Origin of the sequence: Halorhabdus sp. SVX81, assembly GCF_029207715.1 — an archaeon.
Taxonomy (GTDB): Archaea; Halobacteriota; Halobacteria; order Halobacteriales; family Haloarculaceae; genus Halorhabdus.
The window spans coordinates 1,647,661-1,673,762 of record NZ_CP104322.1 but is presented as its reverse complement, the minus strand read 5'-3'; the positions used below and the strand labels follow the sequence as shown (position 1 = coordinate 1,673,762).

Here is a 26,102-nt window from a genome sequence, read left to right as displayed (position 1 = left end):
GCCTGCTGGTTCGTCGTCGGAGCGCGCTCTCTTGACGCCCTCACTCCTCGACCATCCGGCTGCCACCTGCCGGGAGGAACTCCTGGAGCAGGTCGGGACTGGCGACCTTCCGGACGAAGCTCTCGTCGGCGAAACGGCCCTTGAACTCCCGGTAGAGTCGCTTGGCGATGTCGTTCTGGGCGTACCGCCCCGGTTCGACTTCGATCGCAGTCTCGGCCTGTCCCGCAATCGCGCTCGGCGGGCCGCCGATCACACGCGTCTCGGGTTCGCAGGTAATCCCGACAGCCACGCCGACCGGCGTGTCGTCGTAGTAGGTCCGGTCGCCTCTGATGGCGAAGCTCCCCTTCTCCAGATACTCGCCGCTCTCGGGCGTCTTGGTGACCTGGTCGGGGCCGACGCAGTAGACGTCTCCCGCATATTTGCCCTCCTTCCAGAGCGTCGAGTAGGAGATGGCGAACTGGGCGGCCTCCTCCTGACTGGATACGGGAATCGAGATGTCGTCCGGTGGCGCTTCGCTCGGCCCGGTCGCTTTCAGGATGGTCGCCGGCGCGCCGTGGGCCTGGGTGTGGAAGAACAGGTCGCCCCGATCGAGGTACTTCTTGACGAGTTCCTCGTTCTCGTCGGCGTTTCGGCCGCCGATCACGAGAAAGCCATCGCTGGTATGGAACCATCGGAACCGTTCGTACCACTCCTCGCTCGTCCGGATCGGAATGGACTCGCGAGTTAGCCAGTCGACATCGGCTCCCTCCTCGCTCTCGCCGTCCGCTTCGTCACCACCGTCCCCGTCGCTGGCTTCCCACGCCTCACGTCGTTGCTTGACCGCCTCAAGTTGCTCGCGGGTGTTCTCGATCGCCTCCTCCGCGCCGGCCTTCTTGCCCTCGATGCGCTTTGCCTCCTGGTAGAGGCGGTCGGCGTTCTTCTCGACGCCGGTATCGGCGTCGAGTTCGATGTGGTGGTCGTCGATCTGCACCGTCACCGTCCCCTCGCTGCCGTCGACATCGCGGACGGCCTCGGCGGCCGGAATCCCCTGGTCCTTGCCGGCCGAAAGCGTCGCCTCGATCTCGTCCCAGGGTGTTTCGGCCGCTCTGGCGTCCTGGACCGTCGAAAGCACCTCGTCGACGAGGTCGTAGTTCGCATAGAGGAGTTCGGCCTTCTCGCGTTCGGCCTCGGCGTCGGCCTCGAAGTCTTCGATGGCCCCCTCTTGCTGTTGGATGATCCGCTTTTGCTTCTCGATCTCCGCCTCGAAGTCCGGTCGATTCGATCCGGTTTCCTCCTCGTCGGGCTCCTGTTCCAGGCCGAGGAAGTACGCTTCGAGGGCGTCGTTGAACGAGTCGAAGGACTCGCCTGGCGTGTCTTCGTACTCGACCAGCGGCACCGGCGTCACGTCGACGGGCGTCTCCTGCTCGTCGGTCTCGAAGTAGAGTCGGGGGTCGAGATCGCCCTCGCGGAGTCGTGTCGAGAGGTCATTCACTGCGTCGTATAGCGCCTCGAACTCCGCGTCGGTGGTCTCCCCGATGGCCTGGTTGTAGGGAACGCCGGCCCGCGAGCAGAGTTCCTCGCCGTAGAGCCCGCCGAAGTTGAGCTGAGTCGCCAGCGTCCGCACCACGTCGGCGTCTGACTGTCGCATCCGCTCGACGAAGGTCTCGTACTCGACGGTGAGCGGGTTGAACCGCGCCGACGGAAACTCGTATTGAGAGCCCGGCGTGACTGTTCTGGATTGCAGCCGGACGGTTTCCAGCGAATCGATGACGTTGTCCGTCTCGTCGAGCACGGCGAGGTTCCCGTCGCCGAACAGCTCGGCGATGATCGTCGTGTGGTCGTCGCTGCGTTCGAAGCGCAACTGGAGGATGCGGTCGAACTCGAACTGCTCGACGCTCTCGAGTTGTGCACCCTCCAGCCGATTCCGGAGCATCATCGCGAAATTGGGCGGCCGCTCGGGCGCGTTGGGAACCCGATCCGGGTCGATTGTGTGCACGCGCTTGGGGTCGTCGACCTCGATCAGCAGTTCGATCCGGCCGAAGTTCGGGCCGCTCAGCTTGAGGCGGAGCAGATCGTCGTCGTAGAGATAGGATTTCTCGTGGTACGCGCCGACGAACGCCCGGAGTTCCCCGGCGAGTGCGGCACAGTCCACGCTGGTGAGTTCCCGCTTGCGGTCCATGCCCGGACTGGTCGGGCGCGCGTGGTAAGCGTGTCGCTCGTGGTCGCTCAGTCGAAACGCTCGACGAGGTCGTGGGTCTTCCAGACGGTGACGGCTCGTTGGTCCTCGAAGTCGCTATCGTCGCTCCAGACGTCAACATCGAGATGAAGGGCGAGGGCAAGAAACGGAACGTCGTCGGGATCGGCTCCGGCGATGTGGTGGCGTGCTTTCTGAAGTTCCGGTTCGAATTCCTCACGTGGGACGATATCCGTCTCCTCGAACAACATGGCGAGTAGCAAGTCCAGGTCGTCCCCCGGGAGCTTGGACTTCTCCTGGATTTCCGCTCGATGGTTGTCGAGTTCCGTGAAGAAGAACTCCGGCGCGTAGAGATCGGTTCGGTCACTGAGAATCAACTCGCGGGTTTTCCCGCCGGCGATCAACGCGGAGAAGACGACGTTCGTATCACAGACCAGCTTCATTCGTCATCACGGTAGTGGGCTGCGATGTCCGCCTTCACGTCCTCGCTCAACTCGCGGGCGTCTTCCTCGGACAGTTCACTCCGGGAGGCGATCTCGTCGGCGACGTTCAGCCGGGCGAGGTATTCCCGCATGGATTGGCGGGCCACCTCGCTCCAGTTTATCTCGGGGTGTTCGTCGAGGGACGCTTTCAGGTCGTCAGGAACGCGGATCGTCATGTTTGGCATGGCTCAATCACCTGTGCATGTATATTCACGCACAGACATCATATGCCTTTCCCCACCCAGTAGCTGCTGGCGTGGAACGAATCGAATCTCACAGCGACGTGCTCCGCTTCTGGACAAAAACTGAATTACAGCCGCTTGCTCACGTACGGGCCGTCCTGGCGATATCCGAGTTGCTCCCGATAGTACTCCCGCGCGCCGATCCCACTGAGGACGGCGATCTTCCCGTATCCGGCGTCGGCGGCGAGTTCCTCCGCGCGCTCGATGAGCCGACGACCGTAGCCCTGGTGTTGCCAGTCGTCGCCGTCCTCGCCCGCCTCGCCGATCGGGATCTCGCTGCCGTAGACGTGGAGTTCTCGGATGACAGCCGCCTCTTCGAGTTCCGGCCGGACGACCTCGCCGGGGAACCGGAGACGTGAGAACCCGACCAGCAGATCCCGGTCACGATCCTCGAAGCTGATGAAGTGCTCCGTACCACCGGCAACCTCGTATTTCTCGACGTCCAGCGTCACGTCGCCGGGTTCCTCGTCGCTGTGGCCAACCTCTCGACACCGGATGCACGAACACGACTCGCCACGGGATTCCATGCGCTGTCGGGCAAGCTGGCGGAGGTTGGACTTCTGGACACCAGCCTCGATAAGGGGGGCCGGAATATCGCGCTGGACGCGCTGGAGGCGCGTGTACTCGGGGATCATCGGCTTGACGTCGGCGACGAGTTCAGCGGCCTCCTCGCTGGTGAGGGGGTCGAACTCGTCGCGGCGATGCATATCGTACGTGACGGTCCCGCCGACGACGAGCGTCGGATAGATCTTGAGGTAGTCCGGCCGCCACTCGGGCCGTTCGAACAGCCGCCGGAAGTCCTCCCGGACCATCTCCTCGGTCATGCCAGGCTGGCCCGGCATCATATGAAAGCCGACTTTGAACCCCGCGTCCCGAAGACGCCGGTTGGCCTCGATGCTCGCGTCGACGCCGTGACCGCGGTGCATCTCGCGGTTGATCGACTCGTAGGTGGTCTGGACGCCGACCTCGACCTTCGTCCCGCCAAGCCGAAGCATCCGGTCGACCTGTTCGGGGCCACACCAGTCGGGCTTGGTTTCGAAGGTGGTGGCGACGTTGCGGATTTCCCCGGTCTCGTTGTCGGCGATGACGTCCTCGAGGTACCGGAAGTCGTACGCTTCGGGGTCCTGGGCGAAGCTCTCGGTCTCGGAGGGCTGGGGATCGCAGTCGGGGTCGTACTCGTTCATCGCCCGGAGTGCCCGCTTGACGAACCACTCCTGGTAGTCGTGACTCCGGGCGGTCATCGTCCCGCCCATCAGGATGAGTTCGACCTTCTCGATCGGGTGGCCGATCTTCCGAAGCTGGTGGAGCCGTAGCGTCACCTGTCCGTAGGGGTCGTAGTCGTTTTGCACCCCGCGGGCCGCGGCGGGTTCCTGACCGGTGTAGCTTTGGGCACTCTCGAACTCCGAATCCGGCCCGCCTGGACAGTAGAGACATTTTCCGTGCGGGCAGTTCTCCGGTGAAGTCATGATCGCGACCGGCGAGACGCCGGAGGCCGTCCGCATTGGCTTGCGACGCACGACAGCTGCCAGCTCATCGCGGCGACCGTCCGGCGCACGGTCGAGCAGATCCGAGTTCTTCGGCACCGTCGGCGAGGAGTGCTTCGAGCAGACCTCGCGTTTGGCAGCTTCGAGGCCGTCGCGGTCGAGATTGCCATCGAGAATCCGTTCGATCAACTCCTCACAGGCGCGTTCGAACGGATCCTCGACTGCCTCGGGCGCGTCGGTGCTCATTGCGTGGCTCAAGGTCGCCGTTTCGCCCGAATAAGGGTGTCGCTACGGGCGATAGCGAACGGAAGAGAAAGCAGCCGCGATCAGATGCTGTCGACGATCGCGTCGAGCACGGCGTCGACGACCGTCGAGCGCTGGCCGGCGAGGAACTCGATGCGATGCGACCGGGTGCTGAGCGGTTCGAGGTCGGCCCCTTCGACGGTCTCGTCGGCCATCTCGACGAGTTGGCGCACGTCGAGTTCGTGGCCGCTCCGGACGTGGAGTTCGTCCTCGTCGACGCCGACGATCGCCGTCAGATCGTCACACCGGCGGTAGAGTTCGTCGAGCAGCAGGGTGGCGGGCGGGAAGTCGTAGGTGTGGGTGAACCGATCGATGTCGAGCACGCCGATCGTTTCGTCGCCGACACTGCGTCGGTCGAGGTTCTCCTGGGCCGTTTCGACGGCGACGTCGAGTTTCTCACGGAACTGCTCGCTGACGTGACTCGCCAGCCCGCGGACGTCGGCGTCGGTGGTCTCGCGACCGCCAAAGAGCAGGTCCGTGACGAGTTCGCGTTTGTCCTCGTAGGACTGGTAGTAGGCTTCGAGCGCAACTGCCTCGCGGATCTCGCTGACGGCCGTCCCGTCATAGCCGGCCTCGGCGGCAGCCTCGGCGTAGGCGTCGGGCACTTCGCCCCAGTAACTCACGGCCGGCAGGTGCGCCAGATCGGGTCGGACGTCTTCCTCGACGTGAGCACCGACCGTCGCCGCAAGCGCGCTCGCGGTCGGCCCACGCGTCGTTCCGTCGGCGACGGCAATCGAGGTTGCATCGGCCTGCGGGGCGAGTGCCGCGTCGACAGCCTCGACGATGGCCGGTTCGGCGACGGTGTCGATGACCACCCGCTGGGCGTCATAGACGTCAAGCAGGTCGAACCCATCGAGGGACTCCTCGGTCCCGCCGACGGCGACGAACACAAGGAGGGGAAGGTTCTCGTCGTGGCGCTCGCGGTCGCCAAGCATCCGCGTCACGTCGGTGGTCGCGTCGTCGAGGCCGTAGACGTCACCTTCGAGCGGCCGCCGATCGATGTAGTGATACTCCGCGTCACGACGGTCGTGGCGATCGCGAACCAGCGGCAGGACGGCGCGCTCGATCGCCGCGCCCCCGACGTACCCGTCGGTCGTCGCGCTGTGGCGCACGATCACCGGCCGGTCCTCGAGGACAGCCCGCCGGATCTCGCCGACGACGTCCCGGATCGATTCGCTTTCGGCGGCGACCGCCTCGTCGTCGACGAGCGGGTCGATCTCGTCGGGGCGGGCGCGTTCGCTGAGCGTCGCTTCGATCTCTTCGAGGACTGCCTCGCGTTTGTCCTCGTCGAACAGTTCCAGTTCCTCGGTCTCGACCTGGAGCTCGCCGCGACGTTCGCGGACTTCGCCGTCGATCTCGACGACGGCACCTTCCTCGACACTCGGATACGCGCGGACGCCGGCCTCGACGAAGGCCGCACAGTCGACGCTGCCGGTGCCGTCCCGGAGTTCGAATACGGTCGGCCCACTCGTCTGGCGGGCGTCGACGATTTCGCCGGTAATCCGAACGGTGTCGCCGACCCACCCGTCGAGGTCGCCGACATCGACGCTCGGTGGTTCCGGGGTGCGTTCAGTTTCGGTTACTTCGCTCTCGGTATCTGCCGTGTCGGCAGTTTCCTCGACCTCCGCCGACTCGTTCGTGATCGATGTCTCCGTAGCTGGTTCCGGTTCAGATTCTTCCGCGCCGACGGTCCCGCCGCCGGTCTGAGCTTCGTCACGCGTCCGCACGGCACCGGCCGCAGTCGCTTCAGCCGGTTTCGATTCCGTCGACTCGGTCTCGGTTGATTCAGCACTGTCTTCGGGTGTCGATTCCTCTTCGATCGGTTCGTCTGTCTCCTCGGGCAACAACTCGTGATCCTCGTCCGGATCGTCGATCAAGACGCCGCGGAATTCCTCATCGGCCTGGCGGATCGACCAGCTGAGGTCGACGTTGCCGTTGTCGCGCACGTTCGTGACGCGCACGTAAACGGTATCGCCGGGTTGCCAGTCGAGACTCTCCAGTCGACTATCCAGCTCGCTCTGGTGTAACAGTCCAGTGACACTATCGCCGATGTCGACGAAGACGCCGAACTCGGCGAAGCCGTCGACCGTGCCGCGGTAGTATCGACCCGGCGTCAACTGTTCCGGTGTACTCCCACGAAACTCGAAGACCGCGTCTTCCTCGTGGATGTCACAGATGTGCCCTTCGACAGACGTACCGCAGATGATACACGAACCCATTGATGTGAGCAAACGGGTCCGGCCTAAAACGGTTGTCGAAACGTCGCTGGCCCTGATTGTCGAAGACCACCGCTCAGACGACGGCGCTCAGCGCATCGAACCCACCGAAGGCGACGCCATACAGCAGCACCACGGGGATCACGCCCGTGAGTGTCCCTTCCACGTAACTGACATCGTGTACTGTCGACAGGCCGAGGATCAACAGCAGGGAGCCGTACCCGGCAGCTGCTACCTGAAGAGGGGGCCACGGCACCCCAGCTACCACACAGGGGGCAGTGGCGTACGCGAGTACCTGAACGGTCTCGCTGATGCCCGCGCGATCCGCCGCCACCGGCCACAGCAGGACGGTCTGGATCGCCGCCAGCAGGTGGAGTCCAGTCGGCGCGATCAGGACGACTGTCACCAGGACAGCCAGCACAGCCGTCGCCACCGGACGGTTTCCCACGACTGGCGCCGCACCCGGGACCAGCACGTACCGCACGCTCTCCTCGATCGCCACGACGACGGCCAGAAACACCAGCCCCGGTGCCTGATCGCCCGGCGCGACAGCCTGCCGGAAGAACTTGCGCGGCGTGGTCAGTATCCCGATCCACGCCCGGAACAACCCGACCGGTCCGCGTTCGCGACCGTGCCCTGCCGGATCGACCCACTGCGTCACGACCAGTCGTTGTCCTCCGGGGGCTTTGTCGGTTTGGGTCTCGTCAAGGTGCTCGGGTCGGCAACCCTCGAACCGGATGGATCACTTAATCGTCGGCACCAACGTTCTCGCCGCTCTCGAAGGACGCGGGATCCGGCTCGATGTGGGCGTACTCGACGGCCTCACGGCCAAGCACTTCGATCCACTCCCGGAGTTCCTCGTCGACGAGGTCACCATCCTCGTAGGCACTCGACGCGCGCGGGATCGCGACCTGGTGTGGGATGACCCAGGCGTCCAGCGAGCGCCCGACCGTCCGGAGATGTTCGAGGGCGGTGATCGGGAAGCGCCCGCCGGCGACGGCGAGTAGGCCGATGGTCGTGTGCTCGAACTCGTCGAACCCACAGTAATCCAGGGCGTTCTTCAGCGGCGCGCTGAACGAGCCGTGATAGACCGGCGTCCCCAGGAGTACCGCGTCCGCTGCCCGCACCCGATCGCGAAACGCGTCGGCCTCGCCCGCGTCTTCCGCGTCAGCGTCGAGCACCGGCAGGTCCCACTCTCTGAGGTCGAGCAGTTCCGTGCTTGCGCCGGCGTTTTCGGCCGCTTCGAGCGCGATTCGGAGTGATTTTCGGGTATAACTGCCGTCCCGTAAACTCCCACAGATGGCGAGGACGTGTGTCTCGTTCATGGCGAAAGACACTGACGCGTGGGTGTTAGGTTTCCTGGTTTTGGGGGGTGGTGGTTAGTTACGCGAGTCGCGGCTGTTGGAAGCGATTCCTGCGAAACAAAACACCACACTTCTGGGAGTCGAAGAACCCGCCGACATGACGTAGCTGTCCCGGTCAGCGCACGCGCGTGAACCACGCCTCGTGGGTGTCCATCGGTCCCGACACGAGATCGAAAAACCGGGTTTGCAGGTCGTCGGTCACCGGCCCCTTCGATCCCCCGCCGATCTCGACGCCGTCGACCGACCGGATCGGCGTCACTTCGGCGGCCGTCCCGGTGAAGAACAGTTCGTCCGCCGTATAGAGTTCGCCGCGGCCGATCCGGGCGTCGTCGTGGACGGTGTATCCCGCCTCGCGAGCGAGTTCGATGACGCTCCGCCGGGTAACTCCATTGAGCGCGGCCTCGGCGAGTCCGGGGGTGTAGACCTCGCCGTCGTCGACGAGAAAGAGGTTCTCGCCGGGGCCCTCGGCGACGTTGCCCTCGCCGTTGAGCACGATCGCCTCGTCGTAGCCGTTGCGCGCCGCTTCGTCGGTCGCGAGCACGCCGTTGACGTACGCGCCGGTGGTCTTCGCCGTCGGCGGGATCGCGTCGTGGCCGTACTTTCGCCACGAGGAGACGCCGGCGTCGATCCCGTCTTCCAGGGCCGACTCTCCCAGGTATGATTCCCACGGCCAGGCGGCAATCGCGACCCGCTCGGGGACCCTCGTCGGCGTCGTCGGACTCACGCCCAGCCGGTCGTAGCCGTAGAAGGCGATCGGCCGGACGTAACCCGAATCGAGCTGCTGGCGTTTGATCAGCTCAATTGTCGCCGCTGTCAACTCTTCGGGGTCGAACCCGATATCCAGATCGTAGACGGCGGCCGAATCATAGAGGCGATCCAGGTGGGCGTCCCACCGGAACAGCGCCGGCCCGTCGGCTGTCTCGTAACAGCGGACTCCTTCGAAGACGCTCGTCCCGTAGTGCAGCGCGTGTGCGAGGACGTGGATCGTCGCCTCTTCCCAGGGTCGGAACTCCCCGTCCATCCAGATGGTATCCAGGGCGTCGTTCGCCTCGCGTTTCGCCTCGAAGCCAGTCGGACCTGTCCCGTCTGCCATGCCCGTGGCGAATCCCGAATGGATGAAAGTAATTTCGGCCATCTGTCCAAATTGCGTAGATGCGGGTGGGAAATGGGCCGAATATCGGCCTCGAATCCGGACTTCGACGCCGTTATCTGTTCGTATTGCATAGATATATCCATGCCGGCAGCCATCGACGACGCGACGCGCGCGGAGATCGTCTTCCGGGCGGCCCGCGGTGAGACCCGCTCGGAGATCGCCGAGGCGCTCGACCTCTCCCGGACGACAGTACGAAAATATCTGGAGCGGACCGACTCTGTGGTCGAAAACAGTGATCAACCCCGCGAGACGCTCTGTGCGATCATCCGCAACGAGTACGACTGGGATCGCGGGGACGGCGAGATGGGCCGCGACATCGACGGCGTCGACTTCATGTCGATGTAGGTGTTCTCGTCTCCGCCCCTCAACCGGTCGATTGCTCGTGATTCTGCGGCTACGAGTCGCGAAAGTGTTAACGGGGGCCTGCTCGGAGAGAGGGGCGTCTCTCTGACCCAGAATGAGCACAGACGATCACGTGGACATCGAGTACATCGAACGATATCGTGACGCGGTCGAACACCCGCTGTGGCAGCTGTTCCAGCGTTACGGCCACGGGAGTCGCCGATGGTTTCTCGTCGGTATCCTGGCGTCGATCGGCTCCCGGTTCGCGTCGCTGGTGCCACCCGTCCTCCTCGGCGTAGCGCTCGATGCTATCTTCCGAAGCGAACCCTTCGCGCTGCCCCTGATTCCGGGGACGGTGCTCCCAAACGAGACGATGGATCAGTTCTGGTTCGTGATCGCCCTCATGGCCGTGTTTATGATCGGCCAGGCCATCCTCAACTTCGTCCGGGCGTCGTCGCTGAACCTCTTCTCCCACCGCGTCAAACACGAAGTCCGGACCGCAACCTACCAGCGGATGCAACGCCTGGACATGGAATTTTTCAACGAGGTCCAGACCGGCGAACTCATGTCGATCCTCTCGAACGACACCAACCGCCTGGAGCGCTTTCTCGACAACATGTTCGGGGAGTCGATCCAGCTCGGCGTCCTCATCGTCGGCATCTCCCTGATTCTGTTCTGGTTCAACGCCCAGCTCGCCGTGGTCACGCTCGCGGTCATCCCGCTGGCGGCGGTGTTCACCTACTGGTTCATGCGGCTGGCCGAGGAACGCTACACCGACGTTCGCCAGTCCGTCGGCGACCTCAACAGCCGCCTTGAGAACAACCTCAACGGCATCGAGGTCATCAAGTCCGCCAACACCGAGGATCACGAGGACGAACGCGTCCGCGAGCACTCCTATCAGTACTTCCGGCTCGACTGGCTCGCCCTCCGGCTGAACTTCATCTACCGGCCCGGCCTCCAGGCGCTGACCTCCATCTCGTTCGTCGCGACGTTTATCGTCGGCGGGGTCTGGATCCTGGAGGGACCGCCGGGGCCACTCACCGGCGACCTCTCGGAGGGGACCCTCGTGATCTTCCTCCTGCTCACCCAGCGCCTGGTCGAGCCCCTCGCCCAGATGAGCACCATCATCGACCGCTACGAGGACGCCCGCGCCTCGACCAAGCGCATCCTCGGGATCATGAACCTCCCCGTCGACATCCAGGACGCCGAGGACGCGACGGAACTCGAGGACGTCGAGGGTCACGTCCAGTTCGACGACGTGACCTTCGGCTACGAGACCCAGACTGTCCTCGAAGACATCGATGTCGAGGTCGAACCCGGCGAGACCGTCGGGCTCGTCGGGCCGACGGGTGCCGGCAAGACCACCTTCGTCAAACTCCTCCTGCGGCTCTATGACGTCGACGAGGGCGCGGTGCGGGTCGACGGCCAAGACGTCCGGGACGTGACGTTATCAAGCCTGCGAAACTCGATCGGCTACGTCGGCCAGGAGAACTTCTTATTCGACGGCACGGTCGCCGAGAACATCAAGTACGGCGCGTTCGACGCCGACCGCGAGGCAGTGATCGAGGCGGCCAAACGCGCCCAGGCCCACGAGTTCGTCACCAACATGCCCGAGGGCTACGACACCGAGGTCGGCGAGCGCGGCGTGAAGCTTTCCGGCGGCCAGCGCCAGCGCGTCGCCATCGCCCGGACCCTGCTGCAGGGGCCGGCGATCACGGTCTTCGACGAGGCGACCAGCGCCGTCGACACCGAAACGGAACTGCTGATCCAGCAGTCCATCGACGACGTCGCGGCCGACCGGACGACGTTCGTCATCGCCCATCGGCTCTCGACAGTTCGGGACGCCGATACGATCCTCGTCGTCGAGGACGGCCGGATCGTCGAGCGCGGCACCCACGACGACCTGATCGACGCCGACGGCCTCTACGCCAATCTCTGGCGGGTGCAGGCGGGCGAGATCGGCGCGCTGCCGGAGGAGTTCCTCGAGGAGGCAAGCCAGCGCGTCGCCCAGCAGGGGTTGGAGGGCGAGTGAACCCCCACGAAGGCTCATCGCCGTAGGCGGGCCACGGTCTCGCCGTCACGTTGCCTTGTCTCGACAAGCCCGTCGTCAGTCAGATCCTCCAGCAGGCCGCGGAGCCATTCCCGCCCGTACTCGCCCTCCGGCACGTAATCGACCCGCACTTTCGGCCCGAGGTCGTCGATCGCGAGGTCATCGTGTTCCTTCAGCGCGCCGATCACGCGCCCCCGCATCTGTCGCCGACTCCCTTCGAAACTCGGCTGAGTCGGGACATCCGGCGCGGTGAAGTCGCCGCTCGCGTAGGCGTCACACCACTCCCGCCAGGGACAGCCCCCCTGGTCACAGCGCGGCGTCTTCTCACAGGCCACGCCGCCCAGTTCCATGATCGCATTGTTCCAGACCCGGGACTCCCCGTCCGGCATGAGGGCACTCGCGGCGTCCTCGAAGGCCGCGTCGTCGTCGGGGATCGAGAAGGCCCGATACAGCACGCGCTTGACGTTGGTATCGACGACGGCGTCGCCGTTGTTGAACGCGAAGCTCGCGACCGCGTTGGCGGTGTAGGGACCGACGCCCATGAGTTCGGACAGTTCGTCGGGAGTGTCCGGAAACTCGCCGTTATAGTCCTCGACGACCTGGCTTGCCGCCTCGTGGAGGTACTTCGCGCGGTTGTTGTACCCGAGGCTGTGTCCCGACCAGAATGCGACGACGTCAGCTCGGTCGGCGGCCGCCAGGTCCGCGGCCGTCGGCCAGCGATCGAGGAAGTCCGCCCAGGCGTCGACGACGCGGTCGAGCTGGGTCTGCTGGCTCATGACCTCCGAGACGAGGATCGCGTACGGGTCGTCGGTCTCGCGCCAGGGGTACTCGCGGTGGTCGGCCTCGTACCACTCGATTAGCGCACGCTGGATCGAATCTCTGTCGGCAGGCAGATTCACGGCGGCCTCACTCATCGACGTGTCGTAGGCAATTCCGGCGTTTACCTCTGGCGTCACCGGCAGTTCCCCCGGCGAGAGTCGGTCGGCATCCGCTCTCACCCACCGCCGAGCCGAAAGGAGTTTGCCCACCCATCGACAGGTTCGGATATGACACTCGACGCGCTGTCCGAGGACGTCACTGCGGAGTACAGTGCGCTGGGCGAGGAGATTGCCGTTGATCTTGACCGCGAGACCCGCAACGAGCTTGCGATGCTCGAAGCGGCACTCCAGCCGGAGTCGACTGACGAACTCCTGCGGCGTGCCGTCCACATGCTCTTTCAGAGCACCGTCGAGACCGGGACGCTCGATTTTCACCTCCGGAGTGGGTACGACGTCACCTACGACGAATACCTCTCGGGGATGACATTCGACGAGATGACTAGCGCGAATCAGTTCCCCCAGAAAGGCGATCCGGACGATCGCCGCTACCAGTTTTAAACTGGGCGTTCGGTGGGTTCCGTTACAGGTCGATGTATTGGTCTTCCCAGTCGCTTCGTGCTTCGATCTCACGCCGCCCTCGACGTGTTAGACTGTAGTAGTTCGTCCGCCGATCGCGCTGGCCCTTTTCGACGAGTCCCTTGTCAACAAGCGTGTCGAGATTGGGATAGAGACGGCCGTGATGGATCTCCTTCTCGTAGTAGTCTTCAAGCTCATCCTTGATCGCCAGCCCGTGCGGTTCCTCCTCCCCCGCGATGACATATAGGAGGTCACGCTGAAATCCTGTCAGGTCGTACATCGGTAAAGTCCACATCATGATTATTATCGGGTTGGTATAAATATACCGCTTCGTTCACCGAGACGTTCGGTTTTCACGTCGCTATTGCCGCCGATCCTCACCTCTTCAAAAGATAATAGATATGAGTAATCACCCAAATCTTGTGAACTGGTATCATATCCATCCCGTATCGTCAAGACGACTGGTAAGTTACGTTACCGGAGTAGTCGTCTAAGGAATATATCGGATCGGCCAGGGTACGGACACATCGCTTCCGAGTATCGAAAGAGTGGAAAGCAGTTCACGCGGGGAAAAGTCCCGCGTGAACGCTTGCCGCCCTGAATTGGTCCCCGCTGACGCTTCGGCCCTCCAAGCGAAGCGTCATCATAACATCACCGATGGATGGACTTAAAAGTACCGACCTCAGTCGATATTTAGCGCCGCTCGGGGGAACCAGTGACCCCCGGGCGACACAGCGGTGTCGTTCGGCGTCGGGTCGAGGTAGCAGGCCCGTTTTATACTCGGAGGCATCTTGAGTAGGTATGCGGATTCGTGGCGAACGCGAGTGTCAAAACTGTGGTCGTCGGTGGACGTACTACGAGACGGGCAGTGTCGAGTGTCCCGACTGTGGCAGCCTACGCAGCGTCGGCGTCGACGAGCGGACGCGCCACACTGCCAGTCCAGTCTCACTTGACCTGAGACACGCTCGTGCGGCGGTCGATTCTGAGCCGATCGGGACGGTCGCGACCCGCGCCGCCGAGAGCGCATCCGAGTTCGTCCGCCGTCATGGATTCATCGACGCAGGGAAACTCCAGCCCCTTTCGGAGCAGTTCGTCGCGACGATGGAACTCAAACACGTCGGCCGGGCCATCGCCCGATCGATGGACGTTTCCGAGGCTGAGCAGCGATACTTGCTCGCACTGCTGGACGGGGCACAATCGGGAACGCGACCGGACCCGTCGTCGGTGCCCGACTCGCTGATTCCCCTTCGGGGGCTCGCTGCCGCCGCGACGGTCGCGGACTATCGGCGAGACCTCCGTCAGTATCTCGAAGACGAACCCGACGACCAGGCCCGAACCGTCCTCGGCAGCGTCGAAGATCACCGGGCACGGGTGGCTGCTCTCGACGGGGATATCCCACCTGAGCGGGCTGAAGCGCTGATCGAGGCCGCCCGGGCAGTCGGTACCTACCTGATCGAGGATGATCCGGACGCGCTCGACCGCGCCCGTGACCGGCTTACGGAACTCGATCCGGGGCGATAGCGCGTATGCAGTCTGCTGCTCAGGGAAGCGTCACGTCGACGTTGTGCTGGAGGCCAGCGGCTTTGACAGTGTTATACAACAACATCGCCCGCGTCATCGGCCCGACACCGCCGGGGACCGGCGTGATCGCGCTTGCTTTCCCCGCTGCGCTGTCGAAATCGACGTCGCCGACCAGTTCGTAGCCCTTCTCGGTGTCCGCATCGACACGGTTGATCCCAACGTCGATGACCGTCACGCCTTCGGTGAGCATGTCGCCGTCGATCATTTCCGGGACGCCCGCGGCCGCAACGACGATGTCCGCCTCGCGGGTTTTCGCCGCGAGGTCATCGGTCCTGGAATGACAAACGGTCACGGTCGCGTTGCCGCCGTCCGCTTTCTGAAGGAGGAGATTCGCCATCGGCTTGCCGACGATGTCCGACCGGCCGACGATTACCGCGTCCTTGCCCTCGGGATCGACGCCGGCATCATCAAGCAGCATCTGGATACCGTGAGGCGTACAGGGTTTGTATCGGGCGTCGCCCGCGACCAGTCGACCGACGTTCTCGGGGTGGAACCCGTCGACGTCTTTCTCGGGGTCGATTCGACGGAGAACGGACTGCTTGTCGACGTGATCGGGGACCGGCATCTGGACGAGGATGCCGTTGACGGTCTCGTCGGCGTTGAGTCGATCGATCTCGTCGAACAGTTCCTCGGCGGGTGCCTCGGGATCGATCTCGACGTCGATCGCCTCGATGCCGACCTCGGCGCAGTCGTCCTGCTTCATCGAGACGTACGTCTCGCTGGCCGGATCGTCGCTCATCAATACCGTTGCCAGCGTCGGCGTCACGCCTTCGCTCTCGAGTTTGCCGATCGCGTCGCCGAGGTCGTCGCGGATCGACTGTGCCACTCTGTTCCCGTCGATGCTGTTTGCCATTACGGAATTCAGGGCGGCCGCGGAACATAAAGGCCCAGTATCCGTGTCCGGGCTCGCCCCGATTGTCGTGATGGCGTGTCCAATGGACGCGACCAGCTGGGCGCTTACTCCAGTTCCTCGTGGGCGTAGACGTTCCAGGATTCGTGTTCGACCACCGCTGCCTCGACCCCGGAAACCGACAGCGTAACCGCGTCACCAGTCTCGACGACATCGTACGCTTCCCTCCAGGCGTCGACGTACGTCTGCCGATCGTCACTGCGGTGGACGACGATTTCAAGCTCGCTGGGGTCGAGTTCCGCATCCGTCTTCGAGGTGATCGAAAGCGATTCGCTCTCGGCGTCGTACGCGAACGTGAACTCGAAGGGCGGATGGACCGTCTCGGAGAACACTGTCCTCGGATCGTCGGTTCCGGTCCACGTGACCTCGACGGTGGATCCAGTTTCGGCGCTCAGATCGATGCTGTCGCCGTTCGTGACGGTGTCCGTGAATCCATCGACGTCCTCGTCGTCGACGGTCACATCGAACTCCTCGGCGGGCCACTCACCCTGGCCCGAGAACACCAGCGAGGATCCGTCAAGCTCAAACTGGAGCATATTGTCCAGGTGGAGCCAGGTGAGAGTGATCCGCTCTTCCGGCTCCGTCCAGTACACGTGGACGGGCCTTGCCCCGTCCAGTTCGATGGGGGCGCTGTCGCCGTCTTCGAGGGTGTCGTAGTCATCAGCGAAGACGGGATCGGACTCGCCACCACCCGTTCGGACGGCGAAGGCATCAGCGTCGTAGGTCACTTCGCTCCGGTAGACGATTTCGAACCCGTCGGTGGTCCGCGTCAGCTCGAAGGACGCTGACGGCCGGACGTACTCGCTGAACGTTTCCGTCGGCCCGCCGTTGCCGACCCACTCGACGACGACTTCATCGCCCGTCTCGGCGTCGAGCTGTAACGTATCGACCCGTTCGAGCGTGTCGTATTTCTCAGCAAATCCCGTTGCAGGCTCCTCGCCGCCGACAGTCACCCGGAAGTTCGCCGGATCACGGCCCTCCTTGCCGTAGTAGACGAGTCTCGGCCCCTCTTCCGTCTCGAGTCTGAAGTGTCCCGGAACCTGTGCCCGGAAGGTGTAGACCGACGACGACAGCGATCCACTGGCCCCCGCTCGCTCGTAGCTGTGGGTGGCCATCAACGTTACTCGATCGCCGAACGCGACGCCCTCGATGGTGATTTGGTCTCCTTCAGTCAGTCGGTCGTGACGATCCGCCAGTGATTCGGTCGTCTCGTCGCTGCTTGGTTCGTCTTCCTCGGGTGACCGATGCTCGATTTCGACGTGGTCCGTGCGATCGACCGGTTCGGAGCCGGTGTACGTCACCGTCAGCGTTTTTGATTCGATATCGTACGTTTCCTCGAAGGTTACTCCCCTGGCGATCACATCGTGGAAGACGATCCGTTCGAATTCGGGGTTCTCGGGATCGGTCCACTCGATCATGATCGACGAGAGCGGATCGGCGTCGACGGAGATCGAACTGTCGGGCTCCATCGGGTCGCCGTTCCAGGCGTCTTCGACCGGTTCGTCGTCGACAAACAGTGTCAACGACTCCGTTTGAAGCGGTTGCTCACCGTAGTGCTCCAGCCTGGCCGTTCCGCGTTCCTGCTCGTAGCTGACCGTGAGGTGGGGATCCGGTGCCCGTTCGCGGATCTCCTGGGTCGGCGCTTGCACGGTGAGTGTCCCGATGCCGACGCGACCGTCGCGCTCGACCGTTAAGTCGTCAGTGTTGCCCGCGCCGATATTTTTGGCGAACGTCTTGAATTCCTCGGTGTCGAAGTCCGATTGCTCGGTGTAGACGGTCGTGATCGAGACGCGTGCCGTCATCGGATCGAGTCGATCCCCACCGAAGGCGAAGGCCTCGATCACGTCGGTGTTGACCCCGTCGAGCTGCCCGGTCTCGTCCGCAGGGATCGATGGCAGCAACTGGATGACGGCTGACTCGCTGACCGGTGATAACGCGAGTCGGGCGTCCTCGGACAGCGGAAGCTCGCCGTCGTCCGCCGCCTCGGTCGCCGCCGTCAACCCGTCCTTCCAGCCGTCTTTGGTGTCGTCCATCGCCACGATCAAACGGCCGTCCTCGCGATGGAGCTGTTCGATCGGGGCCTCTTCGGGCAGCGTCGGCTTCCCGGCGTCGAACGAGCCGACTATCGTAACGATCTGTGTCTGGTAGTCGCCGTATCTGGCAGCCGCCGCACGATCGATCTCGTCCAGTTCGAGACCGATCTGTGACACTGATCCGAACGCCGGCAACTGATTGAAGCTTTCGTCGTTGTCCGGGGATGGGGCAGTACTCCTGATCCGAGATACCGACGTGCCGTCGACTGATTCCGGGATCGGATCAAGTACCGCAACCACATCCTCGGGGATGGAAATCTCGTCCGCCTCGGGTGTGGGCGTTTCAGTCTGCGTTGGTTCGTCTGTCGGTGTCGGCGTCTCTGTGTCCGAAGCGGTCGATGCTGGAGGGACGGATGACTGGTTGTTTGGGTCGCCCATACAACCAGCCAGGGCGGTCGTGGTGACACCGGCGAGAAGCCGGCGGCGGGTAAGATCCACCATACCCGGGTTATTACACCAGTCTGTGATTAAGTATTTCGAATGCGAATGTATCCCCTGTCGACACCATTTCGGCGGCAACGGGCAGAACTCTCAGCGTCGACGATTCAGCGTTCGTCGATGGGTCCGCGCGGAATCAGGCGTACAGCGGGTACTCGTCGGTGAGTTCGTCGACGCGTTCGGAAACCTCGGCGATGACGCCCTCGTCGCCGGGTGCGTCGACCACCTCGTAGATCAGGTCGGCGACCTCGCGGCAGGCGTCCTCGTCGAAGCCACGGGTCGTCAGACCGGGCGTCCCGGCACGGATACCCGACGGGTTGAACGCCGAGCGCGTCTCGCCGGGGACGGTGTTGGCGTTGAGCACGATTCCGGCGTCCTCGAGTGCTTCCTCCACGTCCTTGCCCGGCGTGTCCGGGTGCGAGGGCCGGAGGTCGATCAGGACGAGGTGGTTGTCGGTTCCGCCGGAGACGAGTTCGAGGCCGTGTTCCTGCAGGCGGTTGGCGAGCGCCTTCGCATTGGCGACGGTCTGTTCGGCGTATTCCTCGAACTCGGGGTCGAGTGCCTCGCCGAAGCCGACGGCCTTCCCAGCGATGTTGTGCATCAATGGGCCGCCCTGCATACCGGGGAAGACGGCCGAGTCAATGTCGTCGGCGTATTCGTCGTCGCACATGATGATGCCGCCGCGGCCGGCCCGGATCGTCTTGTGGGTCGACCCGGTCACGAAGTCGGCGACACCGACCGGCGAGGCGTGGACGCCCGCCGCGACGAGGCCCGTAATGTGGGCGATATCGGCCAGGTGATAGGCGTCGACTGTGTCGGCGACGTCCTGAATTCGTTCCCACTCGACCTCGCGGGGGTACGCGGAGTACCCCGAGACGATCATGTCGGGATCGAACTCGTCGGCGATCTCGGCGAGGCCGTCGTAGTCGAGATAGCCCGTCTCGGCGTCGACCTCATACTGTTCGACCTCGTAGACCTGGCCGGCGAAGTTCGCGGGATGGCCATGGGAGAGATGGCCGCCGTGGGTCAGATCCAGCGAGAGGATCTTGTCGCCGGGATCGAGGACGGCCAGGTAGACGCCCATGTTGGCCTGGCTGCCCGAGTGTGGCTGGACGTTGACGTGGTCGGCTCCCCACAATTCCTCAGCGCGCTCGATGGCGAGTTCCTCGACGTCGTCTGCGTACTCACAGCCGGCGTAGTAGCGTTTGCCCGGATACCCTTCGGCGTAGATGTTCGTCAGCGTCGACCCCTGGGCTTCGAGGACCGCCTCGCTGACGTGGTTCTCGCTTGCGATCATCGCGAGCGTGTCTTCCTGTCTGTCGCGTTCGCCGGCCAGCGCGTCGGCGACGGCCGGATCCGTCTCACGGACGCTGTCGTCGTCCATATCTGTTCCTCGATGGCCAGTCTTGAATAAGCTACTCTTTCGACGCTGGGCCTGGTCCGGGTCAACCTGTAAATCTTCGATGAGGCCCCGCTTTTGATGAACGATATATCTCAACGGCGATATCCTTAAATATTAGTGGCCTTTAAGACAGGCCACTTCATGACAATAGAGAATACGATCGCGTCTGACATCGAACACGTCCTCGCAGAGACTGTTTCGTCTCCCGAAGACATCTACGTCGTCAATCCGGCCCAGGAGACGATCGTCGCTCTCGTCAACACGCTGGATGCCCTCGACTCGCCGCCGACAGTTCGACTTCTCGCGCCCGAGCGCCCGCTCAAACAGGTGATGGACGACTTCATCGTGGCAAGTACGGCCGCGGATCTGATCGACGAGGGGACGCTGTCGCTACGGCTGCTCGACGAACAGCCGGTCAACTCGTTGCTCGTGACGGACGAAAACGTCGTCTCGCTCGTGACAGCGACCGACGGGGCGGCCGGACTCCGGACCGACGACGGGTCGTTCGTCTCCTCGACCGCTGAATTCTACGCTGACCACTGGGAGACAGCCGGCGAGTTCACGCTTCGGACGCCGCCGCTGTCGCGCGTTCGATCCACGCTCGCCGCGGAGATCAGCGAGGAAGCCCGCGCGGATTTCGACGCCGTCCTCGACTCGCTGTCGACCGCCCGTAGCGACGGCGAGGGAATCGACGAGGTGACGATCAGTCTGCTCGTGGCCGCCCGGAACCGCGAGTTGCTCTATGACATCAGCAAGTGGGGCGAGGACGTCGGCCTCGCGAGCAAGGCGACGTTCTCCCGGACGAAGACCCAACTCGAAGACAAGGGACTGCTCAACACCGAGAAGGTCCCGATCGACGTCGGCCGCCCCCGACTCCGCCTGCTGCTCGGCGACGAACGACTCCAGCACGCTGACGCGACGGAACTTGCCGGCGTTGCCATTGACCTGCTTTCGGAGTAGCGCGACCTTTTTGCCGCTCGGGCATCCACGGAGGACCATGTCTGTTGGTCTCGTGGGTGCCGGTCCGGCCGTCGAGGCGGTCGAATCCGCGCTCGGTGACGTTGATAGCGCCGTGTCGACGTGTGAACCCGATGAAATCGAGGACTACGACCTGGGGATCGTCGTCGACGTTGCCGGTGCAGGCACGTTCGAACGGGCGAACGAGCGCGCGCTCGAAACAGAAGCATCCTGGATCGCGATCGAACTCGGCGGTGTCGGCGGCGTCCCGGTTGTCGACGCCGCGATCACCGGATTTGGGCCGGAGACAGCGTGTTACGAGTGTCTCCGCAAGCGCGTCCGGGCGAACGTCGATCCGGCGGAGGAGCCGACGGAAGCCCCACCGCCGACGACGGCACGGTTCGCCGGGGCAATCGCCGGCCGGGTGGCTGCGAGCACGCTTGATCGCTCCGTCGACGCTCCGGAGGTCTTCGGGTTCGTAACGGAAATTCCGGATGCGACGCGCCGCTTGCTCCCTGTCCCGCACTGTACATGCGGGACGGAGCCGTCACGGACCATCGAGCGAACGGCCGTCGACCGCGACCTTGAGGCGACGATCGCGCGGGCCGAGCAGGGGCTCGATGACCGTCTCGGGATCGTCCAGGAGGTCGGCGAGATCGAGTCCTTCCCTGCCCCCTACTACCTCGCCCGGAACGGCGACACGGACGGGTTCAGCGACGTCTCCTCGACTGGCCCGGCCGCGGGCGTCGACGTCAACTGGAACGCTGCACTGATGAAAGCGCTCGGGGAAGCCTACGAGCGATACAGTGCCGGCGTCTATCGGCGTGAAAGCTTCCGGACAGCCACCATTGAGGAGCTGGCCCGACCGATCGCGCCGTCGTCGTTCGTGACGCCGGAGCCGCCCGGAGACGGCCCTTATGACTGGATCGAGGGGCAGGATCTCGCAACCGGCCAGGGGGTGCAGGTGCCGGCGTCGGTGACCGTCTATCCGCCGTCCGACGATCGCTTCCGGCCCGCGAACACGACCGGGCTCGGCTTTGGCAACGCGATGGTCGAGGCGTTGCTGTCGGGACTGTACGAGGTGATCGAGCGCGACGCGTCGATGCTGTCGTGGTATTCGACGTTCGAACCGCTGGAACTCGACGTTTCGGACGATCGTTTCGAGACGCTCGCCAGGCGGGTAAACGTCGAGGGGCTCTCGGTCACGCCACTCCTGCTCACCCAGGATATTGACGTGCCGGTCGTGGCGGTTGCCGTCCACCGGGCGGACGGCGAGTGGCCCCGGTTCGCCCTCGGATCGAGCGCGAATCTCGATCCCGCCGCCGCTGCGCGCTCGGCGCTGGCCGAAGCGGTCCAGAACTGGTTCGAACTCCGCCAGATGGGGCCGGACGGTGCCGTCGACGCCAGCGGCGCGATCGGTGACTACGCGACATTCCCCGACGTTGTCGCGGACTTCGTCGACGCCGCGGGCACTGTCCCGGCAGCCGATGTCGCACCCGATGCGCCCGACGATGGGGGTGAGGCGCTGTCGGCCGTCGTCGAACGGGTCACCGACGCCGGTCTCTCGCCGTACGCGGTGCGACTTACGCCCCGCGACATCGAAGCGATCGGATTCGAGGCCGTTCGCGTGCTTGTTCCGTCGGCCCAGCCGCTGTTTCTCGGCGATCCGTACTTCGGTGAACGACTCGAAACAGTCCCGGACCGTCTCGGATTCGAGGCACGGCCGGACCGTGCGTTCCATCCGTTCCCTTGAGCAGACAGCAACGACTTGCTGGCAAAATTCTCAGATGCCGAACGCAGCCCGGAGCATGTCACGGGATCCGGGCCCGAGGCCGACGGCGACGACCCCGACCAGGAGGACGTAGCTGTACCGGGGATTCTCTTCGATGAACGCCTCGTCGAACAGCCAGACGATGCCCAGGGCGACGCCGAGCTTCACGAGCAGGAATGGCCACGCGCTGCCGATCGCCTCGAAAATCCCGGCCGGCAGGACCGCTTCGGTCACGTTCATGATGATCTCGTTGGCCGGATGCTTCGGGTAATACGAGACGGGGAGGGCAAGCGTATCCGCCCAGTCGGTGATGAGAACGTTCGCGACGCCGTCGATCGCGTGCGCCCAGAGGACGATCAATCCAACGTAGCCGGTCCCGCTGTTGATGTATGGGGCGAACCGCTCGGTGAGGGCGTAGACGCCGTAGGCCATCGCCGTCGCGCCGCCGACGATAATGAGCAGGACGTGTGGAAGGAAGTCGACGTGTTCGACAGTCACTCCGAGCACGACCAGATAGCCAAACGTCACACCGAAGGCGACGCTCCCGATGATCCCGAGTGCCCGTTCGGCCGAAGAGACAATCCCGCGATCGGCGAGCCGGAGACTCCCGACGAGCGCGCCGATGGCGATCCCGAACACGGTAAAGTAGATGATAGGGCTGATGAACAGCGTGTTGAGCGGATACGAGGCGACCGGTTCGACGCCGGCCTCGACGGCGGCGTCGGTCGCGTCCTCGACGACCCGGAGCGCGCCGCCGAACAGCATGAACGGGAACAGCGCGTAGAAGTACTCCCGACCGAACGAAACGTCGAGATTCTTCAGGAGCAGGTAGACGCCGATCAGGAAGAACAGTCCGATGACCATGTAACCCGCTTCCGAAACCAGGGTATAGCCCGGTTCGGCGACGATATGGCCCTGTTCCATCGCGATCCCGCAGTTCTCGGCGAAACCGCTACCGCCCAGAAGCGTTTGCCCGCCGTCTTTGATCGCACAGCCGGCGTTGTGGGCGTCGGCGTACACCGGCCCCCAGAAGTACTGCCAGATGAACTCGTCCCACACCTGCCGCGTGAACGCGATCGACGCGCCCCCGATCGCGACGATCGCGGCCCCGAACATCGCGAGCCACGCCCGCCCGGGCGTCAGCGTGAACGCTTGGTCGTCCATGTTCATGCAGGTGTCAGCCGTCCTGTTTAGCGTTCCGGTCCCGGCGCGCATGTCGTCGTGGTGGCCCCGTCCGCGAACGCTTTTGGCGCTTGCCCACAAACGCCACCCATGGACGCAGCGGTGATCGGCGATCTGGTTGCCCCGGCAAGACGGAGCGACGACCTCGCGTATCGGGTGGTCGGCGACCGGGCGCGATCACACAGTTACGATAGCGTCTGTGCAACTGCCTGGAAAACGGCGAATCTGCTCCGGCTCTATGGCGTCCACGACGGATCGATCGTCGGTGTCGTCGATGCGCCCAAACACCCCGATTACGAACCGGGAACGCCGCCGTCACGAACCGAAGACACGCCGATTCCGGAGGTCATCTTCGCGTTGCTCGGCGCGGCGTTGCTCGGCGCGACCGTCCGGTTCGATCCACCGCGGGACCTCGAAGCCGACGCGCTGGTCGGCCCGGCCGCCTGGATGGACGACTACGAACCGGGACCGGCCAGTACGTCGATCGCCTACGGCGGGCCGCCGGAGAATCCGTCTATAGTCCACTTCGAAACCGAAGTCTGGAGCGAGACGCCGATCGCCCCACCTGAAACGGTTTCGCCGGACGCACCGCTGTTGATTACTGACGACCAGCAGTTCGATCACCGGACGCTGCTCGGAGCTGCTGAGGCTTTCCTCGATCAAGCGTCTCTCACGGCCGCCGATAGCGTCGCCATCGATAGCACCCTCTCTGAACCGGGAACAGTCGTCGGTGGAGTTCTCGCTCCACTACTCGCCGGCGGGACGATGCTGGTCGGTACCGACGACGAGACGGTTCGGATCGGTGCGGACGGGATCGACCCGCGATCGATCAGCATCGGGAATTCGTGATAGTACCACACGGGAGTCAACAGAAACCCGGACGGACCCCTCTCAGGTACTCGGGCGGACGTAGTTTGCCAGCGTGACCACGGTCCCCAGCAGCCAACCGACGGGGATCGAGATGGCGAACCACATGACCGCGTGAGCGACTCCACGGAGGTCGTACGTGCTTCGCAGGCGCTCGTTTATGTTGTAGACATCGAGCAGCGTGTCGTTGATCCACCGGGCGATCGCTTCACTCCGGGAGAAGACAGTCTCGGCGAGCGTCGGCGAGTACAGCGCGGCGACGACGGGTGGAAGCAAGAGCGCGGTCACACCGAAGGGATACGCAAGGAGGACGGTCGTCACTCGGCCGCCGATGCGGCTGAAGACGTAGGCGAGCAGACCGGCGACGATCGCGACGACGCTTGCCGCCAGGACGGCGATGAACCCGCTGGTGGAGAACTGATATCTGGCGAACGCACTCAGCGCCCCCCATAGCACGGCCAGGACGACGAACACGCCGATCGCGCCGATCCGGGCCGCCGCCAGGTCGATGCGTCTCGTCTGGGCGCGGAACACGTAGCCAAGCAACACCAGTGGGTAGAGTATTGCGACCAGCAGCGCCCCGATGGCACCCCACAGCCGGTAGGCGAACCAGCCCGACTGTGAGTTGGGGGTCCACTTCCCGAGGACGGTGTCCGCCGCGTTGCGCTGGCGTGGATAGACGATCTCCATCCACGTCTCGTGGAGCCGCTTGAGGTCGATACGAATCCCGGCGACGATTCCCGTCGCGTTCCCGCCCGACATGTGTATCCGATTGATCGCCAGTGCGTATAATTGCTACGAGCCGTCCCCGGCGCTTGGACCCGAGTTACCAGGAGGCAGGTGCCCAGTCCGGGTTGATCTGGCGGTCGGTCCGCTCGATATCGTCGATGGCCGCGATATCCTCGTCCGCAAGGTCGAGTGCGACACTCTCGAAATTGTCCCGGATGTGGGCCTCGCTGGTCGCTTTCGGGATCGCCGTGACCCCTTTCTCTCGTAGCCAGGCCAGGCTGACCTGTGCCACGCTTGCATCGTGTTTTGTAGCGATGTCGGCGAGCGTTCCGTCGTCGAGGACGGTTCCCCGTCCGAGCGGCGAGTAGGCCACGAGGTTGAGATCAGTCTCGGCGGCGAACGCCCGGAGTTCATCCTGCTGTAGGTAGGGGTGCATTTCGACCTGATTGGCGAACAGGGGTGCATCAAGTACCTCCTGGACGCGCTCGACCTGTTCGGGGGTGAAATTGCTCACGCCGACGCGATCGATCACGCCACGGTCGACCAGTTCGTCGAACGCAGGCAGCGTCTCTTCGGGGTCATAGGCGTGTGACGGCCAGTGGATGTACAGCAGATCGATCGTCTCGACGCCGAGGCGATCGGCGCTCCGTTCGGCGCTTTCGATGACGTCATCATGGGCGAGATCGCCCGCCCAGACCTTCGTTGCGAGGAAGATATCCTCACGCGGGACATCGGCGGCGGTGATGCCGTCGCCGACGGCCGCCTCGTTGTGGTACGCCTTGGCCGTGTCGACGTGGCGATACCCCATTTCCAGGGCCGTCCGGACGCTCTCGGCGCACTGTTCGGGGGCTTCGTTTTGCCAGGTCCCAAGCCCGAGCATGGGCATGGCATCGCGAACCGGCACGTCGTCGTGAGTCGTCTGGCCTGTCATCGGGGTAGCCGTAGCAGGCACACCGAAAAAAGGGTGCG

23 protein-coding genes are annotated in these 26,102 nt (G+C 64.1%); 7 read left to right on the top strand and 16 right to left on the bottom strand.

The window, feature by feature from the left end:
* Positions 1–40: 40 nt before the first annotated feature.
* The 8 genes from rqcH to SVXhr_RS08290 all read right to left on the bottom strand — a co-directional run bounded on the left by rqcH (position 41) and on the right by SVXhr_RS08290 (position 9,357).
* Complete coding sequence (gene rqcH / locus SVXhr_RS08325; RefSeq protein ID WP_275736754.1) at positions 41–2,158, bottom strand: ribosome rescue protein RqcH; 2,118 nt, start codon at positions 2,156–2,158, stop codon at positions 41–43.
* Positions 2,159–2,205: 47 nt separating this feature from the next.
* The gene (locus SVXhr_RS08320) at positions 2,206–2,616 is read right to left on the bottom strand and encodes a PIN domain-containing protein (RefSeq protein WP_275736753.1); all 411 of its coding nucleotides are present in this window, start codon (positions 2,614–2,616) and stop codon (positions 2,206–2,208) included.
* A complete protein-coding gene (locus SVXhr_RS08315) occupies positions 2,613–2,840 on the bottom strand; it encodes a hypothetical protein (protein ID WP_275736752.1) in 228 nt (75 codons plus the stop codon). Before SVXhr_RS08315 ends, SVXhr_RS08320 begins: the two co-directional genes overlap by 4 nt.
* Positions 2,841–2,965: 125 nt before the next feature.
* Positions 2,966–4,627: a tRNA uridine(34) 5-carboxymethylaminomethyl modification radical SAM/GNAT enzyme Elp3 gene (locus SVXhr_RS08310; RefSeq protein ID WP_275736751.1), complete on the bottom strand. Its 1,662-nt coding sequence runs from the start codon at positions 4,625–4,627 to the stop codon at positions 2,966–2,968.
* An 80-nt stretch (positions 4,628–4,707) separates the two neighbouring features.
* On the bottom strand, positions 4,708–6,903 hold the full coding sequence (locus SVXhr_RS08305) for an OB-fold nucleic acid binding domain-containing protein (protein WP_275736750.1): 2,196 nt from the start codon (positions 6,901–6,903) through the stop codon (positions 4,708–4,710).
* A gap of 73 nt (positions 6,904–6,976) precedes the next feature.
* The gene (locus SVXhr_RS08300; RefSeq protein ID WP_275736749.1) at positions 6,977–7,561 is read right to left on the bottom strand and encodes a YIP1 family protein; all 585 of its coding nucleotides are present in this window, start codon (positions 7,559–7,561) and stop codon (positions 6,977–6,979) included.
* Positions 7,562–7,646: 85 nt separating this feature from the next.
* Positions 7,647–8,225, bottom strand: coding sequence for an NAD(P)H-dependent oxidoreductase (locus tag SVXhr_RS08295; protein WP_275736748.1), 579 nt, complete (start codon positions 8,223–8,225; stop codon positions 7,647–7,649).
* Positions 8,226–8,379: 154 nt separating this feature from the next.
* On the bottom strand, positions 8,380–9,357 hold the full coding sequence (locus SVXhr_RS08290) for a branched-chain amino acid transaminase (RefSeq protein ID WP_275736747.1): 978 nt from the start codon (positions 9,355–9,357) through the stop codon (positions 8,380–8,382).
* A 141-nt stretch (positions 9,358–9,498) separates the two neighbouring features.
* On the opposite strand from SVXhr_RS08290, the gene SVXhr_RS08285 reads away from it, so the two are divergent.
* Positions 9,499–9,762 carry a helix-turn-helix domain-containing protein gene (locus SVXhr_RS08285; RefSeq protein WP_275736746.1) on the top strand — a complete coding sequence of 88 codons (264 nt, stop codon included), beginning with the start codon at positions 9,499–9,501 and terminating at the stop codon, positions 9,760–9,762.
* Between the two features lie 112 nt (positions 9,763–9,874).
* Complete coding sequence (locus tag SVXhr_RS08280) at positions 9,875–11,791, top strand: ABC transporter ATP-binding protein (RefSeq protein WP_275736745.1); 1,917 nt, start codon at positions 9,875–9,877, stop codon at positions 11,789–11,791.
* Positions 11,792–11,805: 14 nt separating this feature from the next.
* Here SVXhr_RS08280 and SVXhr_RS08275 read toward each other — a convergent pair whose 3' ends face one another.
* Positions 11,806–12,723, bottom strand: coding sequence for an A/G-specific adenine glycosylase (locus SVXhr_RS08275; RefSeq protein ID WP_275740904.1), 918 nt, complete (start codon positions 12,721–12,723; stop codon positions 11,806–11,808).
* 132 nt (positions 12,724–12,855) lie between these two features.
* On the opposite strand from SVXhr_RS08275, the gene SVXhr_RS08270 reads away from it, so the two are divergent.
* A complete protein-coding gene (locus tag SVXhr_RS08270) occupies positions 12,856–13,185 on the top strand; it encodes a hypothetical protein (RefSeq protein ID WP_275736744.1) in 330 nt (109 codons plus the stop codon).
* A 22-nt stretch (positions 13,186–13,207) separates the two neighbouring features.
* On the opposite strand, the gene SVXhr_RS08265 is transcribed toward SVXhr_RS08270, so the two are convergent.
* On the bottom strand, positions 13,208–13,483 hold the full coding sequence (locus SVXhr_RS08265) for a PadR family transcriptional regulator (RefSeq protein ID WP_275736743.1): 276 nt from the start codon (positions 13,481–13,483) through the stop codon (positions 13,208–13,210).
* A 521-nt stretch (positions 13,484–14,004) separates the two neighbouring features.
* Between SVXhr_RS08265 and SVXhr_RS08260 the strand changes: the two genes are divergently transcribed.
* Positions 14,005–14,724 carry a TFIIB-type zinc ribbon-containing protein gene (locus tag SVXhr_RS08260; protein ID WP_275736742.1) on the top strand — a complete coding sequence of 240 codons (720 nt, stop codon included), beginning with the start codon at positions 14,005–14,007 and terminating at the stop codon, positions 14,722–14,724.
* Positions 14,725–14,743: 19 nt separating this feature from the next.
* Here the strand turns inward: SVXhr_RS08260 and SVXhr_RS08255 are convergent, their stop codons facing one another.
* The 3 genes from SVXhr_RS08255 to glyA all read right to left on the bottom strand — a co-directional run bounded on the left by SVXhr_RS08255 (position 14,744) and on the right by glyA (position 19,609).
* The gene (locus tag SVXhr_RS08255) at positions 14,744–15,637 is read right to left on the bottom strand and encodes a bifunctional methylenetetrahydrofolate dehydrogenase/methenyltetrahydrofolate cyclohydrolase (RefSeq protein WP_275736741.1); all 894 of its coding nucleotides are present in this window, start codon (positions 15,635–15,637) and stop codon (positions 14,744–14,746) included.
* Between the two features lie 104 nt (positions 15,638–15,741).
* Positions 15,742–18,228 carry a hypothetical protein gene (locus SVXhr_RS08250; protein ID WP_275736740.1) on the bottom strand — a complete coding sequence of 829 codons (2,487 nt, stop codon included), beginning with the start codon at positions 18,226–18,228 and terminating at the stop codon, positions 15,742–15,744.
* A 133-nt stretch (positions 18,229–18,361) separates the two neighbouring features.
* Positions 18,362–19,609 (bottom strand): serine hydroxymethyltransferase, encoded by a 1,248-nt coding sequence (glyA, locus tag SVXhr_RS08245; protein ID WP_275736739.1) that lies wholly within the window; start codon positions 19,607–19,609, stop codon positions 18,362–18,364.
* Between the two features lie 159 nt (positions 19,610–19,768).
* Between glyA and SVXhr_RS08240 the strand changes: the two genes are divergently transcribed.
* Positions 19,769–20,587, top strand: a complete 819-nt coding sequence (locus SVXhr_RS08240; protein ID WP_275736738.1) for a DUF5821 family protein — start codon at positions 19,769–19,771, stop codon at positions 20,585–20,587.
* A gap of 37 nt (positions 20,588–20,624) precedes the next feature.
* On the top strand, positions 20,625–22,337 hold the full coding sequence (locus tag SVXhr_RS08235; protein WP_275736737.1) for a YcaO-like family protein: 1,713 nt from the start codon (positions 20,625–20,627) through the stop codon (positions 22,335–22,337).
* 30 nt (positions 22,338–22,367) lie between these two features.
* Here SVXhr_RS08235 and SVXhr_RS08230 read toward each other — a convergent pair whose 3' ends face one another.
* Complete coding sequence (locus SVXhr_RS08230) at positions 22,368–23,519, bottom strand: DUF63 family protein (protein ID WP_275736736.1); 1,152 nt, start codon at positions 23,517–23,519, stop codon at positions 22,368–22,370.
* Positions 23,520–23,627: 108 nt separating this feature from the next.
* Here SVXhr_RS08230 and SVXhr_RS08225 point away from each other — a divergent pair, with 108 nt between their 5' ends.
* Positions 23,628–24,386 (top strand): hypothetical protein, encoded by a 759-nt coding sequence (locus SVXhr_RS08225; RefSeq protein ID WP_275736735.1) that lies wholly within the window; start codon positions 23,628–23,630, stop codon positions 24,384–24,386.
* Positions 24,387–24,428: 42 nt separating this feature from the next.
* Here SVXhr_RS08225 and SVXhr_RS08220 read toward each other — a convergent pair whose 3' ends face one another.
* Entirely contained in the window at positions 24,429–25,166 is a 738-nt protein-coding gene (locus SVXhr_RS08220; protein WP_275736734.1) for a hypothetical protein, read from the bottom strand.
* Between the two features lie 64 nt (positions 25,167–25,230).
* A complete protein-coding gene (locus SVXhr_RS08215) occupies positions 25,231–26,019 on the bottom strand; it encodes an aldo/keto reductase (protein WP_275740902.1) in 789 nt (262 codons plus the stop codon).
* Between the last annotated feature and the right edge of the window lie 83 nt (positions 26,020–26,102).